The sequence below is a fragment of the Mesorhizobium sp. M1143 genome, assembly GCF_040318435.1.
Lineage (GTDB): Bacteria > Pseudomonadota > Alphaproteobacteria > Rhizobiales > Rhizobiaceae > Mesorhizobium.
The window spans coordinates 48,600-66,021 of record NZ_JAMYMJ010000030.1; the positions used below are offsets into that span (position 1 = coordinate 48,600).

Consider the following 17,422-nt stretch of genomic DNA (forward strand, 5'->3'; position numbering starts at 1 on the left):
AAATGGACACTTCAGGGAATCGGCAATCGCATCGCGACGCAAGCGGGCGACCCAGCCGATCGGTCGGCTGGCTGGCCCGCTCCGCCGTCCCAGTGGCATTCCTGCTCGGCATGGCTTTCAGCAGCAACGCGTTTGCGCAGGACCAGCAACTGCCGGTGGTGACGGCGGCCAAGCCGGTGGTGCGTGAAATCGTCGAAGACGACGAGTTCGTCGGGCGCTTCGAAGCCGTCGACGAGGTCGCCATCCGTTCGCGCGTCAGCGGCTATCTGGACAAGATCAGCTTCCAGGACGGCGCACTGGTCAACAAGGGCGACCTGCTCTTCACCATCGACCAGCGTCCGTACCAGGCGGCCTACGATGCCGCCAAGTCGCAAGTAGACGTCGCCAAGTCCCTGCTCGAATTCTCCAAGATGCAGCTGGATCGCGCCGATGAACTCGCCAAGACCGGCAATATCTCGGCCGCGACGGTCGACGACCGTCGGCGGGAATACCTTTCGGCGCAGGCGCAGATGCAAGGCGCGACGGCTGCGCTGACGACGGCCAACCTGAACCTGGAGTTCACCGAGATCAAGGCGCCCTTGTCCGGCCGCATCGACCGCCGGCTGGTGTCGGTCGGCAACCTCGTGCAGCCGGATTCCACCTTGCTGACGACTATCGTCACACGCGATCCGATCGACTTCTATTTCGACGTCGATGAGCGCCTGTATTTCAGCTACGCCCGCGACGCGAAGGAGCGCGGCGGCAGCATGCAGGAAGGCGCCGGCGGGCTCGAGGTGGTGGTTCGCGTCGCCGACCGCGCGGAGGCGGTATTCAAGGGCAAGCTCGATTTTGCCGAGAACCGGATCGACAACGCGACCGGCACCATGCGGGTGCGTGCAAGGTTTGCCAACGCCGACGGCGTTCTCCAGCCAGGCATGTTCGGGCGCATCAACGTGCCGGGGTCGCTGCCGCATAGCGGCGTCCTGGTGCCCGACGAGGCGGTCGGCGCCGATCAGGATCGCCGCATCGTGTACCTGGTGGATGAGGCCGGGATGGTGTCGGCGAAGCCCGTGCGCACCGGCCCGCTTCTCGACGGCTACCGGGTGATCCGCGCGGGCCTGACCGGCGACGAGACGATCATCGTCAACGGGCTGATGCACGCCAGGCCCGGCACCAAGGTGAAAGTCGAGATGGTGACGTTGCCGCCCAAGGTCGAGACCGCCGGGTTGCAGCAATGAGGTTCGCCCATTTCTTCGTCGACCGTCCGATCTTCGCATCGGTGGTTTCGATCGTCCTCCTGATCCTCGGCGGGATTGCTTATACCCAGCTGCCGATCGCGCAATATCCCGAGATCGCGCCGCCGACCATCGTCGTTCGCGCCCAGTACCCGGGCGCCGACGCCGAGACGGTCGCAGCGACGGTGGCAACGCCGATCGAGCAGGAGATCAACGGCGTCGAGGGCATGCTTTACATGTCGTCCTATTCGTCCGGCGACGGGGCGATGGCGCTGACCATCACCTTCAAGCTAGGCACCGATCTCGACCAGGCGCAGGTGCTGGTACAGAACCGCGTGTCGGTCGCCGAGCCGCGCCTGCCCGAAGAAGTCCGCCGCCTCGGCATCACCACCATCAAGAGCTCGCCCGACCTGATGATGGTCGTGCACATGCTGTCGCCCGACAATACCTACGACCAGCTCTACGTCTCGAACTACGCCCGCTCGCGGGTGCGCGACATACTGCTCAGGTTGGACGGCGTCGGCGACCTCATCATCTTTGGCGAACGCGAATATTCGCTGCGCATCTGGCTCGATCCGGAAAAACTGTCCGCCCTGGGGATGACCTCGGGCGATGTGGTGCAGGCGCTGCGCGACCAGAACGTCCAGGTGTCGGGCGGCTCCATCGGCGCGCCGCCGACCAATACCGGCACGGCGTTCCAGTACACCGTCACCACGCAAGGCCGCTTCAACGACGCACGGGACTTCCGATACGTGATCGTCAAATCGGCCGAAGACGGCCGCCTGATCCAGCTGCAGGACGTGGCGCGCATCGAGCTCGGCGCCAAGGATTACGTCACCAACTCCTATCTCAACGGCAAACCGGCGGTGGCGCTCGCCATCTTCCAGCGGCCAGGCACCAATGCGCTCGCCGCAGCCGCGGAGATCCAGGACAAGATGAAGGAGCTTTCCCAGGACTTCCCGAAGGGATTGAGCTACGACATCGTCTACAATCCGACCGAGTTCGTCGCCGAGTCGATCCAGGAGGTCTACAAGACGATCCTCGAGGCGATGGTTCTGGTCATCATCGTCATCATCGTCTTCCTGCAATCGTGGCGCATGGCGATCGTGCCGATCGTGGCGATCCCCGTGTCGCTGATCGGCACGCTGGCGGTGCTTTACGCCGCCGGCTTCTCCCTCAACATGCTGACGCTGTTCGGCCTCGTGCTGGCCATCGGCATCGTCGTCGACGATGCGATCGTCGTGGTCGAGAACGTCGAGCGAAATATCGCCAGCGGGCTGGCGCCCAATCCGGCGTCGCATCTGACCATGGACGAAGTCGGAACGGCGGTCATCGCGATCTCGCTGGTGCTGATAGCGGTGTTCGTGCCGACAGCCTTCATTCCCGGCATTTCCGGGCAGTTCTACCTGCAGTTTGCGATCACCATCGCGGTGTCGACGGCGATCTCGGCATTCAATTCGCTGACGCTCTCGCCGGCCTTGGCCGCGCTGCTGTTCAAGCCGCACCACACTGCTGCGGCGCCGCCGCGCTTTTTCCTGGCGCGGTTCGGACGGGCGCTCGCCGACGGCTTCAATCGCGGCTTCGACAAGGTCGCCCATTGGTATTCGAGCATCGTGCGCGTGTTGGTCGGCTCGCGGATAGCGATCGCCGCCACGCTGGCCGTTTTCGCGGCCCTCATCTACGCCACGGTCTATATGGTCCAGACGGTGCCGCGCGGTTTCATTCCGTCGCTCGACCAGGGCTATGCGATCGTCGTCGTCCAGTTGCCGGACGGCGCCTCGCTATCGCGGACCGATGCCGTCATCCAGCAGGCGTCGCAGATCATCCAGAAAACGCCGGGCGTCGACTACGCGGTCGCCTTCGCCGGCTTCTCCGGTGCCACCTTTACCAATGCCAGCAACGCGGGCGTGATCTTCGCCAGGTTCAAGCCGTTTGACGAGCGACTGGAAGCCGGCCAGTCCGCGACCCAGGTCATCGGCAATTTGTTCGGCAGCCTGCAAAGCATTAAGGAAGCCTTCATTATCGCACTGCCGCCGCCGCCGATCCGCGGCGTCGGCAATGCCGGCGGCTTCAAGCTGCAGATCCAGGAGCGCAACAGCGCCGACATGCGGCAGATCCTGGCGCTTGCCTATGAAATTGCCGGCAAGGCCAACAAGACGGCGGGGCTGACCGGCGTGTTCACCACCTTCTCCGCGTCCAGCCCGCAATTCTTCCTGGCGATCGATCGCGACAAGGCGCGCATCCTGAACGTGCCGATCCCCAACATCTTCGAGACGCTGTCGATCAATCTGGGCACCGCCTACGTCAACGACTTCAACGCTTTCGGGCGCGTCTACCAGGTGCGCGCGCAGGCCGACCAGGCGTTCCGCCTCGATCGCGCCGACATCTTGAAACTGAAGGTGCGCTCGGCGACCGGCGCGCTGGTTCCGCTGGGCACGTTGATCGAGATCCGCGACGTCACCGGCCCGGCGCTGGTCCAGCGCTACAACATGTACGTCTCCGTGCCGCTGCAGGGCAACGCCGCGCCCGGTGTTTCCACCGGCGATGCGCTTGCCAAGATGGAAGCGATCACGGCACAGACGTTGCCGGCCGGTACCTCCTACGAATGGACCGAACTCGCCTATCAGGAGCGCAACACCGGCAATGCCGCTGTCTATATCTTCGGACTGTCGGTGCTGTTCGTGTTCCTGGCGCTGGCGGCGCAATATGAAAGCTGGGTGCTGCCGTTCGCCATCGTGCTGGTGGTGCCGCTCGGCGTGCTCGCAGCGTTGCTCGGCGTGTCGTTCCGAGGGCTGGACAACAACATCCTCGTGCAGATCGGCCTCATCGTGCTGATCGGGCTTGCCGCCAAGAACGCGATCCTGATCGTCGAGTTCGCGCGGCAGGCCCAGGAACGCGGCCTGTCGGCAGCCGAGGCTGCCGTCGAAGCCTGCCGGCTCAGGCTGCGGCCGATCCTGATGACCGCCTTCTCGTTCATCCTCGGCGTCGTGCCGCTGATGATCGCGACGGGCCCGGGCGCGGAAATGCGCCAGTCGCTCGGCACCGCGGTGTTCTCCGGTATGCTGGGCGTCACTTTCGTCGGCCTGTTCCTGACGCCGGTGTTCTACGTCACGCTCAGGTCGCTGTTCTCACGGCGCAAGCCGCATGCCGAGGCCGAGTCTTCGGCACCGGCAGAGGTGCCGTCCGAGACGGCCGCCGAGTAGTGTTACACGGGCAGTTCGTGGCGCTGCCGACTATTTCGTTTTGGTGTTGAATTCACGGTTTGCAGCATAGTCGATAGTGAAGGTGCCCGCAGGAGCGCGAACGCCCTGCTTCACGTTGGATATGGTGACTGTCGAGGTAAGGCCCCTCTCGTCAGTCAGGGTCCATCTGCGTAGATCGAGCGATTCCCTGTCAAACACCATAGTGATATTCGAATTGCCGAAGGCCGACTTGTCGGCCAGCCTGATGATCACCTGGGCGCCATCGTCCCTGATACTTTTGAGGCGATTGCCGGAAAAGTTGACCTGATTGTCGAGGAGCAGCTTGAGCGGCGTCTTCGAGAGAGCATAAAGCCGCGATGTCTTGAGCTTCTTGTTATAGACCACCAAGGATTTTCCATCTGCAATTACGCTGACCCCTGATTGGCCTGCATAGTTGAACCGGATCTTGCCCGGCCGCTGGAGGAAAAATTTCCCTTTGGTCCTTTCCGCTCTTGGGCCCGACTGGACAAAGTCCCCGGACATGGACTTTACCGATGAGAAGTGATCGGCAATCGTCTTCGCTTCTACAGGTGCGGCCAAGGCCGCGGTCGAAAGTTCGGCGTTTATCGCGACAGCGCTGATAACGGCTAACCAGAAAGCCAGCAGTCTTTTGCTGTTATATGCCATTCAGTTATCCTACCCCGAGCAGGCGCGTGATCGAAAGAGATCACGCGCCTTTGAGATCAGTAGCCGTCCGGGCACTGAGCAACGTAAACTCGACCGTTCCGACCGCGATATCTGCACTGGCCGGCTTCGCTGGCGTGCCCGATGACCGCCCCGGCCAGCGCTCCGACCGCCCCGCCAACAACCGCCCCTTTTACCGGGTCGCCGGCCACTGCTGCGCCTACAGCTGCGCCACCCAAACCACCGACGGCAGCGCCTTGTTCGGTGCGGGAGCATGCCGCGAGCGGAATGAGTAGGCTCAAAATGAGCAGTGTCTTCTTCATTGGTTCTCTCCTGGGGCCGTTATTAGCCGAAGCTTAAATGCGCCACGGAGTTTTTCGATCCATCGGAGTGTTTGGGGCGCAATCCAAATCTGCGGGAACGGGCTAAGGTCCCGGATCCATCGTACACGCCTCCCAGAGGTAAGTCGTCTTTGGGCAAGCTCGGCCGTTCAGAGTAGTTGGATTTTGCTCTATCCCTCAGTAGGCTTGCCGAAGATCAGGCTCAAAAATTCGCTCAGCCAGCGCTTGAGGTGCATATCCCAGATCAGCCGGCCGCCGAGATGGTCGCGGCCGGGCTGCGCGCCGGGCAATTCGAAACGGTGCGCGCCGCGCACCACCCAGCGCTGCATCATCAACCGGGTCAGTTCGCCATGAAACTGGATGCCCCAGGCATTGTCGCCATAGCGAAAAGCCTGGTTGGGGTAGGTTTCCGCCGTCGCCAGCAGCGTCGCATCCCTGGGCAGCGAAAAGCCTTCGCGGTGAAACTGGTAGACCATGTCGGGCCAAGGCAGCAGCTTCTTGCCGGCTTCGGTCGGCTTCAGCGGATACCAGCCGATCTCGACCAGCCCCTCGCCATGCCCCTCGACCTTGCCGCCGAGATGATTGGCCAGCATCTGCGCGCCAAGGCAGATGCCGAGGAAGGGCCGGTTCTCCTTTAGCGGAACATTGAGCCAGTTGGTCTCGCGGCGGACGAACTCATCTTCGTCATTGGCGCTCATCGGCCCGCCGAACACCACGGCGCCGGCGTGTCCCTCCAGCGTCTCCGGCAGGCTGTCGCCGAGAGGCGGCCGGCGGATGTCGAGGTCGAAACCTTCCTCGAGCAGCATGTGGCCAACCCGGCCGGGGCTCGAAGTCTCCTGATGCAGCACGATCAGGATTTTTGGTTTCGAGCTCGGTCTGGGCGGCATGGAAAGGCGGAATCCTATTCGTCGCTCGACGTTCCGCTGGCGTCGGGCGCGGCGGCCGCCGCCTTGCGGCGCGCCTCGACGCGATCCTGGCGCTCGACGCCGATCAGTTCGGCAACGCGCCAGACGGTGTTGTCCTCCAGTTCATGCAGTTCGCCGTCGGCATAGACGATTTCCCACATCAGGCCGATGAAAGCCTTGCGCGCCTCGGCGTCGAGATGGCGCTTCAAGACGCTGGTGAAGGCATAGAGGTCGATCGCCTCATTGTCGGCGCGCTCGCCGGCGGCAGCCAGTGCATCGAGCTCGTCGCCGCTGATCGAATAGCTCTGCGCCAGCACCTGCTTGAACCGCTCCCACTCGACATCCTGGCGCACGCCGTCGGCATTCATCACATGATAGAGCAAAGCCGACGCCGCAACGCGCGGATCGTCCGCATTCGCGCGAGCCCCAGCCCCGGAGGGCAGGTCTTTCAGAAAGGCCAGGACGCGTTCGAACATGGTGCTCACTTCACTTTATTGGAGCATGATCTTTTCCAAAAACCGGTATCCACTTTTTGGGATCATGCTTCAGGGATCAAAACAGGCGGAAGCGGCGCGGTGACTTCTCCGCTTCGTCGTCGGGGTCGACGCCAGGGTCGTCGGGCAGCCGAGCCAGTTCCTCGGCAGGTTCGACGGGTTCGGCGTCGTTTGGTATTGCGGCGAAAGCGGCGGCGGTGACCGGCGTGACCTGGTCGTCGCCCACAGCGGGCTTCGGCTCGGTCGGCGCCTCGCTGATCGTCTTGGCAACGGCGGGATGATCGATCACTTCGGCTTCCTTTGCCGGCTTGGCGGGTGCCGCAAGCACCGGCACATCGGCTTCGTCTTCATGGCTGTCGATGAGCTGGCCCAGCCGCTCCATCGGTGCGCGCCAGGCGAAAGCGTCGAGCTTGCCGCTGACCGGCGATACCGGCGCCCAGCGTTCGGAGACGACGCCGTCGGCGACCCAGGCCGGATCGCGCGGCGCCCTGACCGCCTTGGACAGCAATTGCCTGATCTTGCCCTGGTCGCCGGTCTCTGCCTCCTCGATATCGGCCAGCAGCAGGTAAGCGCCTTCCCGGCGATCCATGCGGATCGCGGCTTCCGCCTCGCGGCGGGCGGTGGAAAAATCCTGCGCATCGAGCGCGGCGCGCGCCACCGTCATCGACGATTCGGCATTGTTGCGCTTCAGCTCCTGCAGCTTCTTCGCCCGGTTGAGACGATCGACCACGGCATCTCCCGGCCTTGCATGGGTGTAGAGCTCGGCGATCTCGGGATGCGGCTCAGCCTTCCAGGCTGCCTCAAGGATCTTCGAGCCTTTGCGCACATCGTTCTGTTTGAACAGAAGATTGGCGGCTGCAACCGCGGCCGGCGCGAAATCGGGCGCGAGCTTGTTGGCCTCGAGAGCGGCTGCCTTGGCTGCATTGGGGTCGCTGTCGGTCAGCGCCTGCGCCTTGGCGGTCAACAGCACAGCGCGGCGGCGATTGGCGGCGTCGCGTCCGATCTGCCTGGTCGACTTCTGCGCCTCCACCAGCTTCAGCGCGCCGTCCCAGTCGCCGCGCCCGGTCAGATCCTCCAGCGTCGATTCGGCGGCCCAAGCCAGTTGCGGCGCGACGGAAGCGGCGCGGCCGGCATAGTGACGCGCGGCGTTGCGGTCGCCGAGCCGTTCGGCTTCGAGATAGAGCCCGCGCAGGCCAAGCAGCCGCATTTCGGGGTCGTCGAGCATGGCCTCGAATTTTTCGCGCGCGCCCTCATGGTCGCCTTCGAGCAGCGAGGCTTGCGCTTCGAGCAACTGGATCAGCGGCTCCTGGTCGGAGCGGATCAGCTTGGCGGCTTCCTTGGTCTTCTTGCGGGCTAGCGCGCCGTCCCCGGCGCCGGCTGCGATCATGCCGGTCGACAGCGCCTGGTAGCCGCGGTCGCGGCGGCGCACGCGGAAATAGCGCGAGATCGTGTATGGGCTGTTCCACAGCGACTTGATCAGCCACCAGACGATCATCACCGCTGCGACGACGGCAACGATCGCCACCGCAGCCACCATCAGGCTGACCTGGTATTGGTAACCGTTGAAGGTAACGACCATCTCGCCGGGACGATCGGCCAGCCAGGCAAAGCCAAGACCGAGCGCGAAGACGGCGCCGAGAAAGATGAGAATGCGGATCATCGTGTCGTCCTCATGCCTTCATCGCACCTGCAATCAGCGCGTCGACCTGCGTCTCGACGTCGATGCGCGCCTTCAGTTTGCCGGCAAAGTCGGCGCCGGCGGCCTTGACCGCATCCGGCAGCGTTGCGTATTCGCTGAGCGCCTTGGCGTAGTCGCCCTGATTGACCGCCACTTCGATGCGCGCCACGGTTTCCGGCGCGCCGGCGCCTTCGACGGCGCCGATCGGCCGAACCTTGACCAGCGATTCGGCGCTCGACAAAAGGTTCTGGAAGAAGCCGGCATTTTCATCGACCGGCGTCGCCGCCGCGACCATCGCATTGGCCGCGGCGTCGGCCTCGCCGGCGATCTCGGTGCGGGTCGGGACGCCCTTTTCAGCGTAGGGGCGCAGCGCCGCAATCTGCGGTGCATCGGGCGAGATCGCTGCGAAGGTCTCCAACTCGGCGGCGAACGGCGCGCCGTGGTCAAGCGCCGCCTTCAAGGCCGAAGCGGCGATGGCCATCGCGATCTTTGGCTGCGAGGCCTGCGCATCGACCTTGCCGGCGAGTTGCGTCACCGACTGCTCCAGCGCGGCGATCTTGCCTTCCTGCGTCTTGGCTGCCTCACCGGCCGATTTCACCAGTGCGTCGAGGCCAGCCAGTCTTTCATTGAGCGGCGCGAGGTCGACGGGCGCTGCACCACCGGCCTGGCCAAGGGCGGCAACCGCCGTCTCGATCTGCTTGACCTTGTCGCCAAGCGCGGCAAGCCCGGCATTGTCGCCGGCGCCGTCCTTTTCGACCGCCGATTTCAGCGATGCGACTTCGGCCTTGACCTGATCCAGCGCCGAAGACAGCCCGTCGACCTTGGCCGTTGCGGCGCCATTGCCGCTGGCTTCCCTGAGGTCGGCGATTTCGCGCTTCATCGAAGCGATCTCGCCATTGACGCCGTCGAGCGAGACCGTGCCCGCCCCTGAGCCCGGAGCGCCAAGCACGCCGGCAAACTGCAGCCCGCCGGCGGCAGCCAGCGCGATGACACCGCCGATGATGCCGGCGGCAATGCCGTTCGTGCGCTTCGGTTGCGCGGCCATGGGCTGGTTCCCGGCTGTCCTTGGGGTTTCCTTGGGTGCACCCGGCTTGGGCGAGGCATCCTCGAAACTGTAGTCGGAGGTTCTGGCGCGCGGTGGCGCATCCGAAGCGGTGGGGTAAGGCTGCTCCGCCTGGGTGGACGCCTTCGCATCGGCGCTTTCGGGAGCGGCCTGCGCCGCGGCATCGGAGTGCTCCCACGGCTCGAGATCGGCCTGATCGGCATGAACGGGCTCGTCAGGCGTCTCCGGCTGCGCATTGGCCATGGCAGCGGCATCCTCGGCCGCAACCGACCCTGCCGGGGCCTCGACGTCGTCCGAGTTGGCGACATCCGTCTTGGCGGCATCCGCATCGGCAATGCGCGAGACAGCGCCGGGTTCGAGTTCGATGGTCACCGGCTCGCGGTGGCTTTTCGAATGTCGCATCTTCGGCGTCTTGACCATGCCTGGGCTCCGCAATCCTGCTTCGTCTGGGCGCCCGACGGCGCGTGATGGTTTGAAAAATGGTCTAGCACATCATCATCAGGTGAAAAGGGGCGGCGTGATGACACGGCGCTCAGTCGCCGCGGTGCAACAGCTCAAGCAGCGCCTCCTCCTGCGGTTCCCGCGCAATGCGTATTTTTTTGCCGGCGGCATTGTCAAACGCCGCTGCCACGCGCTCGGAGAGCGCAAAAGCCTGCATGTTTTCAAAGAGATCGCGCAGTTCCGCCCGGCTGGCCAAGGCCTGCAACGCTGCCGCCGCCTTGGCTGAATAGAGCAGCACCGCATCGACCGCCTGATCGGACAGGCGTGTACGGATTTCAGCATCGGAATAATCGAGCGAAATCGTGTCGTAGGTTTCGACGGTGCGGACCTCGACGCCGGCCTTTCGCAGCCGCGCCTCGAATGCCGGAAACCGCACGCGCCCTGTGAGATAGAAGACCGCCTTGCCGGAAAGGCCGGCAGCAATCGCCTCGGCCAGCCGCTCGGCGTCGCCCGCCCCTTCGCTGACCGACAAGAACCCTGTCGAACGTGCCGCTTCAGCCGTCCTGCGTCCGACGGCATGGCAAGGCAAGGCGGCGAGCGCACGAATGAGTTCTTTCGGCGCATGCCGCACCGCATTTGCGCTGGTCACAGCGACGGCCACGGCATTGTCGCTCGCAGCATCGGCGCCAACCCGCAGTGTCACCGTTTCGGTCAGCGGCAGAAGGAGCGGCTCAAATCCCAATTCCTGCAGCCGCCGCATGGTTCGCGACGCCCCAGGTTGCGGCCGCGTCACCAGGACACGCATATCAGACCCAGCCGTCGAAGAAGGTTTCGCCCGCTTTGACCCGCACCATCCTGGCCGCGTCCGTGCCGATGTCAGCGGCATCCAGCGCCAAGCCTTCGGCCTTGACCTCATGCGATTGCGTGCCATCGGGCGAAATGATCAGGCCGGCGAAAACCAGCCTGCCGCCCGATATCGTCGCATAGCCGGCGATCGGCGTGCGGCAGGAGCCATCGAGCGCCGCCAGGAAGGCGCGCTCACAGGCCAGCGCCTGGCCTGTCGGCACATCATGGATGGCCACCAGCATCTTTTCGACCTCGCTGTCGCCGATGCGGGTTTCGATGCCGATTGCGCCTTGTCCCGGCGCCGGCGGAAAAGCATCGAGCGGCATCAGATCGGTGACGACCTGGCCGAGCCCCAGCCGCTTCAGCCCGGCAAAAGCGAGGATCGTGCCTTCGGCGGCGCCTTCCTCCAGCTTGCGCAGCCTGGTCTGCACATTGCCGCGGAACATGACCACGTCTAGGTCCGGCCGCATGCGCCGGATCAGCGCCTGGCGCCTGAGCGAAGACGACCCGACCTTGGCGCCTTGCGGCAAATCAACAATGCGCTTCACCGCCTTGCCGATGAAGGCGTCCCGCGCATCCTCGCGCGGCAGGAAGGCGGACAGCTCCAGCCCGTCCGGCAGCACTGTCGGCATGTCCTTGGAGGAATGCACGGCGATATCGATCGTGCCGGCCAGCAGCGCCTCTTCGATCTCCTTGGTGAACAGGCCCTTGCCGCCGGCTTCCGACAGCGGCCGGTCCTGGATGCGGTCGCCGCTGGTCGAAATGATGACGACCTCGAAGGCTTCCGCCGGCATGCCGTGCGCTGCCATCAGCCGCGCCTGCGTTTCATGCGCCTGGGCGAGCGCCAGCGGGCTGCCGCGTGTTCCGATTTTCAAAGTTTGCATGGCGCGCGGTCCGTGATAACCCCCGGCTGGCTTTGCGTTTCCGGCGCTCTCCCTAACGAGGCCCGCCTCTACTAACTAGGAAAGTCCGGCGACACAATCTCTGGAGACAGCGACGAATTGATCCGCGTTCTGGGCATTGAGACGAGTTGCGACGAGACCGCCGCCAGCGTGGTGACGCTGGACGGCGATTCCGTGCCGGTGATTGCGTCCAACATCGTGCTCAGCCAGATCGAGGAGCACGCCGCCTTCGGCGGCGTCGTGCCGGAGATCGCCGCGCGTGCCCATGTCGAGGCGCTGGACGGCATTGTCGAGGCCGCTCTTGCGGATTCGGGCGTAGCCCTGGCCGACATCGACGCCATTGCCGCTACTGCCGGCCCCGGCCTGGTCGGCGGGCTGATCGTCGGCCTGATGACGGCCAAGGCGATTGCAGCGGCCGCCGGCAAGCCGCTGATCGCCATCAACCATCTGGAAGGCCACGCACTGACCGCAAGGCTGACCGACGGGCTCGACTTTCCCTATCTGCTGCTGCTGGTTTCCGGCGGCCACACCCAGATCGTCGCCGTGCGCGGCGTCGGCGACTACCAGCGCTGGGCGACGACCATCGACGACGCGCTCGGCGAAGCTTTCGACAAGACGGCCAAAATGCTCGGCCTGCCCTATCCCGGCGGCCCGAACGTCGAAAAGGCGGCAATGTCGGGCGATGCGACGCGCTTTGCCTTTCCGCGGCCGATGAGGGGCTCGGCGCAGCCCGATTTCTCCTTCTCCGGCCTCAAGACCGCCGTGCGCCAGGCGGCGACCGCCATCCAGCCGCTAAGCGAGCAGGATGTCGCCGGCATCTGCGCCTCGTTCCAGGCGGCGGTAGCCGACGCACTTGGCGACCGCGTGGCCCGCGCGCTGGCCCGCTTCCGCGACGATTTTCCGGACAAGGCCGAGCCGGCGCTGGTCGTTGCCGGTGGCGTCGCCGCCAACAGAGCGATCAAGGCGACGCTGCAGAAGCAGTGCGCCGAGGCCGGCTTCGCCTTTGTCGCGCCGCCGCTGAAGCTTTGCACCGACAATGCGGCGATGATCGCCTGGGCCGGGATCGAGCGGTTGCGGGCAGGCCTGTCGCAAGAGAACGGCTTCGATTTCGTGCCGCGTTCGCGCTGGCCGCTGGACAGCATTTCGGCGCCGATGGTCGGCTCCGGCCGGCGTGGAGCGAAAGCATGAGCGCCGGCAACACAAGCGGCAGGGACAGAACCGGCTGGCGCGTTGCCGTGCTTGGCGGCGGCGCCTGGGGCACGGCGCTGGCGCTGGCGATGCTGCGCGCCGGTCACGATGTCCAGCTCTACGCCCGCGACGAAGAGACGGTTTCCGCGATCCGCCGCGGCGAGAACCCGCGTTATCTCCCCGGCATCGCCATTGAAACAGGCATTGCGGCGACGAGCGATATCAGCACGGCCCTGACCGATGCCGATTGCGCGCTGGCCGTGGCGCCGGCGCAGGCGCTGCGCGCCATGCTGACGACGGCAAAGCCCCATATGCCGAAAGGCATCCCGCTGGTTCTCTGCGCCAAAGGCATCGAGCGCGACACCGGCGCGCTGCTGTCGGCGATCGTTGGTGAGATCCTGCCCGAAACTCCGGTTTCGGCCTTGTCCGGTCCGAGCTTTGCCGCCGATGTGGCCAGGGGTCTGCCGACCGCTGTCGTGGTTGCTGCCCCCGACGACGCCGTGGCGGCCGAGCTTGCCGCGCGCTTTTCGGCGCAGAATCTGCGCTGCTATTCCAGCGACGATTTGATCGGCGTCGAGATTGGTGGCGCTTTGAAGAATGTCTTCGCCATTGCCGCTGGCGCCGTCACCGGCGCTGGGCTCGGCGCCAGCGCGCAGGCCGCCATGGTGACACGCGGCTTCGTCGAACTGCGCCGCATCGGGGCATCCTTCGGCGCCAAGCCGGAGACGCTGATGGGGCTTTCCGGCCTCGGCGACCTTTTGCTCACCTGCTCTTCGGCCCAGTCGCGCAATTTCGCCTATGGGCTGGCGCTGGGGCAAGGCAAGCCCTTGGCCGGACTGCCGCTCGCCGAAGGCGTGCCGACGGCGGCGATCGCCGCCCGCATCGCCACCGAGCGCCACATCGACGCGCCGATCATCGCTGCGGTGTCGGCGATACTGGACGGCACGATCACCATTCGGCAGGCTGTGTCCGCGCTGATGACGCGACCCCTGAAAACCGAAACCGACCTCTGATCCCCAAACAAACCGGAGTTTAACATGCTGTTTGCGTTGATTTGCAAGGACAAGCCGGGCAGCCTGCAGGTGCGGGTCGATACGCGGCCGGTCCACGTCGCCTTTCTCGAAGGCCTGAACGCCGACAACAAACTGGCCTTTGCCGGCCCGTTCCTCGACGCCGAAGGCAAGCCCAATGGCAGCCTCGTCGTCGTCGAAGCGCCCGATCTCGCCGGTGCGCAGGCGCTGTCGGCTGCCGACCCCTATGCCAAGGCCGGGCTGTTCGAAAGTGTCGAAATCCGCCAGTGGAACTGGACCTTCAACAAGCCGGCGGCTAGTTAGTTCCGGCGGCGCCTAGAGCGATCCCAGGAAAAGTGTGTAACGGTTTTCCGTCCGGAATTGCGCAAAAAATAGTAGTTGGAGCAAAGACATGAACTACTGGCTGTTCAAATCCGAACCTTCGGTCTTCTCCTTCGAGGCGCTGAAGGCCAAGGGCAAGGCCGGCACGCAGTGGGACGGCGTGCGCAACTATGCAGCGCGCAACAACATGAAGGCGATGCAGATCGGCGATCTCAGCTTCTTCTATCACTCCAATGAAGGGCTGAACGTCGTCGGCATTGCCGAGGTCTGCGGGCTTGCCCACCCCGACAGCACCACCGACGATCCGCGGTGGGAATGCGTCGACATCCGCGCCTTCAAGGACGTGCCGAACCCGCCGACGCTGGAGCAGGTCAAGGCCAATCCGAAGCTTGCCGAGATGGCGCTGGTGCGGCTTGGACGGCTTTCCGTACAGCCGGTGACGCCGGCCGAATGGAAGGAAGTCTGCCGCATGGGCGGCCTGACGCCGGCTCCGTGACGGTCCTCACGCCGAACAGCGCGAAAAAGTTCATTCTCGACAACACGGCGCTTATGTCGCCGCCGCATGTGCCGGAGATTGTCCTCAATCTTGCCGAAGAAGCGCATGACCTCTGGCAGCGCACGGAGAACGAGCTGATTGAAATCGGCCTGCCGCCGCCGTTCTGGGCCTTTGCCTGGGCCGGCGGTCAGGGCCTTGCCCGTTACGTGCTGGACAATCCGTCGGATGTGCGGGGCAAACGCGTGCTCGACTTCGCCTCCGGCTCCGGCCTTGTCGCCATCGCCGCCGCCAAGGCGGGTGCGGCGCAGGTGATCGCCGCCGACATCGACCCGTTCTGCGAAACGGCGATCCGCCTCAACGCAGAGGCCAATGGCGTTGCCATCGACTTTTGCGGCACGGACTGCATCGGCACCGACGCCGGCTGGGACGTGGTGCTGGCCGGCGACGTCTTCTACGACAAATCCTTCGCCGACACGCTGATGCCGTGGTTTTCGACACTGAAGGCGCGCGGCGCTGACATCCTCGTCGGCGATCCGGGGCGCTCCTACATGCCGAAGGCGGGACTGGAGCCGCTCGCAGTCTACGAAGTGGCGGTGACGCGGGCGCTGGAGGACGCCCTGGTCAAGCGCACCACGGTGTGGCGCTTCGCTTGACGGCATTGCCGAACAGGCGTTCCATCGCGCATTGATTTGAAGAATACGCATGTCGTTATCCCAGAACCGTCAGGCTTTGGGCTGCATGCTTGAGGGGAGGACTTTATGGATTTTTCAGTGGTGAACTGGCTGGCGGTGGTTGTCGCGGCCGTCGCGGCGTGGCTGTTTGGCGCCGTCTGGTACACGGCCCTCAGCAAGCCTTGGATGAGGGCGGCCAGGATCGATCCGTCAACGTCAAAGAAATCGATATTGCCCTTCATCATCTCCTTCATCGCCGAGCTGATCATGGCGCTGGTCTTGGCCTTGGTCGTCGGCGCGATGACCGGCGGCGAGCCGGTCCTTGTCGCAGGGCTGGTCTTCGGCTTCGTCCTCTGGCTGGGTTTCGTCGCCACGACGCTGATGGCCAACCATCGCTATGAGAATTTCGGCTGGGACCTGACCCTGATCGACGGCGGCCACTGGCTCGGCGTGCTGTTGATCATCGGCGCGGTGATCGGCTGGTTCGGGGCGCCGGTCGTCGCCAGCTGAGGCCTGCAGAAGTCGTCAGGTCTGCGTCCTGGCGACTTCGTCGAGGATCCATTCGCGGAAAGCGATGATGCGCGGATCGTTGGCAGTGCTCTCGGGATAGACCAGGAAGTAGCCGAACTCCGGCCCCACGCGCAGACCGAGTTCAAAGGGCTGCACCAGCCTTCCCTGGGAAAGGTCGTTTGCCACCATGGCGAACTCGGCGAGCGCCACGGCATTGCCGTCGAGCGCCGCCTGCACGGCATCGGTAGAGGTTCCAAACACGATAGTCCGACTGTCGTCGAAATCGTTGATGCCGGCCGCCGCCATCCACATGCGCCAGTTCGGCCATGTCACGCCTTGGCGCGACCATTCGATATGGGCAAGCGTGTGGTTGAAGAGGTCGCGCGGTTCGCGCAGCGGCGGGCCGGAGGTCAGCAGGCTCGGGCTGCACACCGGAATGAGGATGTTGTCGAACAGGCGATGGGCGCGAAGCCCCGGATACTTGCCGACCCCGAACCGGATGCCGACATCGACGTCGTCGAGTTCGAAATCGCGCACTTCGTAGCCGATGTCGAACCTCAGCTCGATACTGGGCTGAAGTTTGCGAAAATCGTCGACGCGCCGCATCAGCCATTTTGACGCGAACTGCGCGTCGAGCGTCACCTTCAGCAATGCCGTGCCGCGCGTCAGCTTGCGCGCCCGCGACACCGCCCGGTTGAGCAGGTCGAGCGCATCGATCGAGGCCTCGAACAGCACCGTACCTGCCTCGGTCAACCGGATGGTACGACTGGTTCGCGTGAACAGCACCAGCCCGAGCTGATCCTCGATTTCCTTGATCTGGTGGCTGACCGCCGCCGGCGTCAGCCCGAGCTCGTCGGCAGCGCGGGTGAAATTGAGGTGGCGGGCGGCGGCTTCCAGAGTCCTCAGCGCGCGCGTTCCGGGCAACAGACGGGACATCCCCGTATCCTCAAATAAAACTTGACGATCCGAAAAGAACTACTCGTTTCTCGCATGGATTTCAATGCGGCATGATGCATCCATCGAAACACCATCAAGCCGGATTTGATATCCGGCGGAACACGGAGCGCATCATGTCCATCTTCGTTTTGAACTCGCCAGCAGCTCGCTCGAACTGGTTGCATGCCGTAACGGACTGGCTTCGCCAGGCGAAAGTCGCCATCAACCTGCCGCGCCAGGACGTGGAGGACCTTTCGGATCGCCAACTGCGCGATGTCGGCGCGCAGCGCAAGGACGTGACGCGGGCCGTGGACCGGGAACTCGGCCGGCTTGGATTGCTGGACACTGGGTGGCAGAAGCCGAGAAGGCGTTAGGCAATGGTGAGTAGTGAGTAGTGAGTAGTGAGTAGTGAAGGATTGAAACGACGCCGAGACCATCCTACTCCCTACTCCCTACTCCCTACTCCCTACTCCCTACTCCCTACTCCCTACTCCCTACTCCCTACTCCCTACTCCCTAC

At 64.5% G+C, this 17,422-nt stretch carries 18 protein-coding genes; 9 read left to right on the forward strand and 9 right to left on the reverse strand.

Going from position 1 to position 17,422, the window contains the following annotated elements; all coding sequences use genetic code 11:
- Window positions 1–110: 110 nt before the first annotated feature.
- Together NKH35_RS19955 and NKH35_RS19960 are read left to right on the forward strand one after the other, a co-directional pair.
- Complete coding sequence (locus NKH35_RS19955) at window positions 111–1,217, forward strand: efflux RND transporter periplasmic adaptor subunit (protein ID WP_023687741.1); 1,107 nt, start codon at window positions 111–113, stop codon at window positions 1,215–1,217.
- Window positions 1,214–4,417, forward strand: a complete 3,204-nt coding sequence (locus NKH35_RS19960; protein ID WP_023745388.1) for an efflux RND transporter permease subunit — start codon at window positions 1,214–1,216, stop codon at window positions 4,415–4,417. The genes NKH35_RS19955 and NKH35_RS19960 overlap by 4 nt, the downstream gene beginning before the upstream one ends.
- A 30-nt stretch (window positions 4,418–4,447) precedes the next feature.
- Here the strand turns inward: NKH35_RS19960 and NKH35_RS19965 are convergent, their stop codons facing one another.
- From NKH35_RS19965 to hemC, 8 genes are all read right to left on the reverse strand, one after another.
- On the reverse strand, window positions 4,448–5,083 hold the full coding sequence (locus tag NKH35_RS19965) for a LolA family protein (protein WP_352915985.1): 636 nt from the start codon (window positions 5,081–5,083) through the stop codon (window positions 4,448–4,450).
- A gap of 56 nt (window positions 5,084–5,139) precedes the next feature.
- A complete protein-coding gene (locus NKH35_RS19970) occupies window positions 5,140–5,403 on the reverse strand; it encodes a YMGG-like glycine zipper-containing protein (RefSeq protein ID WP_023670477.1) in 264 nt (87 codons plus the stop codon).
- 188 nt (window positions 5,404–5,591) lie between these two features.
- Window positions 5,592–6,308 (reverse strand): glutamine amidotransferase, encoded by a 717-nt coding sequence (locus NKH35_RS19975; RefSeq protein WP_023834670.1) that lies wholly within the window; start codon window positions 6,306–6,308, stop codon window positions 5,592–5,594.
- Between the two features lie 14 nt (window positions 6,309–6,322).
- On the reverse strand, window positions 6,323–6,802 hold the full coding sequence (locus NKH35_RS19980; RefSeq protein ID WP_023687738.1) for a tellurite resistance TerB family protein: 480 nt from the start codon (window positions 6,800–6,802) through the stop codon (window positions 6,323–6,325).
- Between the two features lie 76 nt (window positions 6,803–6,878).
- A complete protein-coding gene (locus tag NKH35_RS19985; protein ID WP_352915988.1) occupies window positions 6,879–8,480 on the reverse strand; it encodes a heme biosynthesis protein HemY in 1,602 nt (533 codons plus the stop codon).
- 10 nt (window positions 8,481–8,490) lie between these two features.
- Window positions 8,491–9,981 (reverse strand): COG4223 family protein, encoded by a 1,491-nt coding sequence (locus tag NKH35_RS19990; protein ID WP_352915991.1) that lies wholly within the window; start codon window positions 9,979–9,981, stop codon window positions 8,491–8,493.
- 112 nt (window positions 9,982–10,093) lie between these two features.
- On the reverse strand, window positions 10,094–10,807 hold the full coding sequence (locus NKH35_RS19995) for a uroporphyrinogen-III synthase (protein ID WP_352915994.1): 714 nt from the start codon (window positions 10,805–10,807) through the stop codon (window positions 10,094–10,096).
- A 1-nt stretch (window position 10,808) separates the two neighbouring features.
- Complete coding sequence (gene hemC / locus NKH35_RS20000; protein WP_352915997.1) at window positions 10,809–11,732, reverse strand: hydroxymethylbilane synthase; 924 nt, start codon at window positions 11,730–11,732, stop codon at window positions 10,809–10,811.
- 120 nt (window positions 11,733–11,852) lie between these two features.
- On the opposite strand from hemC, the gene tsaD reads away from it, so the two are divergent.
- The 6 genes from tsaD to NKH35_RS20030 all read left to right on the forward strand — a co-directional run bounded on the left by tsaD (window position 11,853) and on the right by NKH35_RS20030 (window position 15,967).
- Window positions 11,853–12,938, forward strand: a complete 1,086-nt coding sequence (tsaD, locus tag NKH35_RS20005) for a tRNA (adenosine(37)-N6)-threonylcarbamoyltransferase complex transferase subunit TsaD (RefSeq protein ID WP_352916009.1) — start codon at window positions 11,853–11,855, stop codon at window positions 12,936–12,938.
- Window positions 12,935–13,951 carry an NAD(P)H-dependent glycerol-3-phosphate dehydrogenase gene (locus tag NKH35_RS20010; RefSeq protein ID WP_352916000.1) on the forward strand — a complete coding sequence of 339 codons (1,017 nt, stop codon included), beginning with the start codon at window positions 12,935–12,937 and terminating at the stop codon, window positions 13,949–13,951. The genes tsaD and NKH35_RS20010 overlap by 4 nt, the downstream gene beginning before the upstream one ends.
- Window positions 13,952–13,975: 24 nt before the next feature.
- Complete coding sequence (locus NKH35_RS20015) at window positions 13,976–14,272, forward strand: YciI-like protein (protein WP_023670486.1); 297 nt, start codon at window positions 13,976–13,978, stop codon at window positions 14,270–14,272.
- A gap of 88 nt (window positions 14,273–14,360) precedes the next feature.
- Complete coding sequence (locus NKH35_RS20020) at window positions 14,361–14,786, forward strand: EVE domain-containing protein (protein WP_352916003.1); 426 nt, start codon at window positions 14,361–14,363, stop codon at window positions 14,784–14,786.
- Window positions 14,741–15,439 (forward strand): class I SAM-dependent methyltransferase, encoded by a 699-nt coding sequence (locus NKH35_RS20025; protein WP_352916006.1) that lies wholly within the window; start codon window positions 14,741–14,743, stop codon window positions 15,437–15,439. The genes NKH35_RS20020 and NKH35_RS20025 overlap by 46 nt, the downstream gene beginning before the upstream one ends.
- Before the next feature lie 105 nt (window positions 15,440–15,544).
- Window positions 15,545–15,967 (forward strand): DUF1761 domain-containing protein, encoded by a 423-nt coding sequence (locus NKH35_RS20030; RefSeq protein ID WP_023710206.1) that lies wholly within the window; start codon window positions 15,545–15,547, stop codon window positions 15,965–15,967.
- 15 nt (window positions 15,968–15,982) lie between these two features.
- On the opposite strand, the gene gcvA is transcribed toward NKH35_RS20030, so the two are convergent.
- Window positions 15,983–16,903 carry a transcriptional regulator GcvA gene (gcvA, locus tag NKH35_RS20035; RefSeq protein ID WP_023683901.1) on the reverse strand — a complete coding sequence of 307 codons (921 nt, stop codon included), beginning with the start codon at window positions 16,901–16,903 and terminating at the stop codon, window positions 15,983–15,985.
- A 134-nt stretch (window positions 16,904–17,037) separates the two neighbouring features.
- Between gcvA and NKH35_RS20040 the strand changes: the two genes are divergently transcribed.
- Complete coding sequence (locus tag NKH35_RS20040) at window positions 17,038–17,277, forward strand: hypothetical protein (protein ID WP_023670491.1); 240 nt, start codon at window positions 17,038–17,040, stop codon at window positions 17,275–17,277.
- Window positions 17,278–17,422 lie beyond the last annotated feature (145 nt).

Excerpts from the sequence above, each read along its gene's own strand:
- gcvA (WP_023683901.1), bottom strand. The coding sequence starts at position 16,903 with ATGTCCCGTCTGTTGCCCGGAACGCGCGCGCTGAGGACTCTGGAAGCC.
- NKH35_RS20020 (WP_352916003.1), top strand. The coding sequence starts at position 14,361 with ATGAACTACTGGCTGTTCAAATCCGAACCTTCGGTCTTCTCCTTCGAG.
- NKH35_RS19980 (WP_023687738.1), bottom strand. The coding sequence starts at position 6,802 with ATGTTCGAACGCGTCCTGGCCTTTCTGAAAGACCTGCCCTCCGGGGCT.
- NKH35_RS19995 (WP_352915994.1), bottom strand. The coding sequence starts at position 10,807 with ATGCGTGTCCTGGTGACGCGGCCGCAACCTGGGGCGTCGCGAACCATG.
- hemC (WP_352915997.1), bottom strand. The coding sequence starts at position 11,732 with ATGCAAACTTTGAAAATCGGAACACGCGGCAGCCCGCTGGCGCTCGCC.
- NKH35_RS19955 (WP_023687741.1), top strand. The coding sequence starts at position 111 with ATGGCTTTCAGCAGCAACGCGTTTGCGCAGGACCAGCAACTGCCGGTG.
- NKH35_RS19970 (WP_023670477.1), bottom strand. The coding sequence starts at position 5,403 with ATGAAGAAGACACTGCTCATTTTGAGCCTACTCATTCCGCTCGCGGCA.
- NKH35_RS19960 (WP_023745388.1), top strand. The coding sequence starts at position 1,214 with ATGAGGTTCGCCCATTTCTTCGTCGACCGTCCGATCTTCGCATCGGTG.
- NKH35_RS19990 (WP_352915991.1), bottom strand. The coding sequence starts at position 9,981 with ATGGTCAAGACGCCGAAGATGCGACATTCGAAAAGCCACCGCGAGCCG.
- NKH35_RS20040 (WP_023670491.1), top strand. The coding sequence starts at position 17,038 with ATGTCCATCTTCGTTTTGAACTCGCCAGCAGCTCGCTCGAACTGGTTG.
- NKH35_RS19965 (WP_352915985.1), bottom strand. The coding sequence starts at position 5,083 with ATGGCATATAACAGCAAAAGACTGCTGGCTTTCTGGTTAGCCGTTATC.
- NKH35_RS20025 (WP_352916006.1), top strand. The coding sequence starts at position 14,741 with ATGGAAGGAAGTCTGCCGCATGGGCGGCCTGACGCCGGCTCCGTGACG.
- NKH35_RS20030 (WP_023710206.1), top strand. The coding sequence starts at position 15,545 with ATGGATTTTTCAGTGGTGAACTGGCTGGCGGTGGTTGTCGCGGCCGTC.
- NKH35_RS19985 (WP_352915988.1), bottom strand. The coding sequence starts at position 8,480 with ATGATCCGCATTCTCATCTTTCTCGGCGCCGTCTTCGCGCTCGGTCTT.
- NKH35_RS20015 (WP_023670486.1), top strand. The coding sequence starts at position 13,976 with ATGCTGTTTGCGTTGATTTGCAAGGACAAGCCGGGCAGCCTGCAGGTG.
- NKH35_RS20010 (WP_352916000.1), top strand. The coding sequence starts at position 12,935 with ATGAGCGCCGGCAACACAAGCGGCAGGGACAGAACCGGCTGGCGCGTT.
- NKH35_RS19975 (WP_023834670.1), bottom strand. The coding sequence starts at position 6,308 with ATGCCGCCCAGACCGAGCTCGAAACCAAAAATCCTGATCGTGCTGCAT.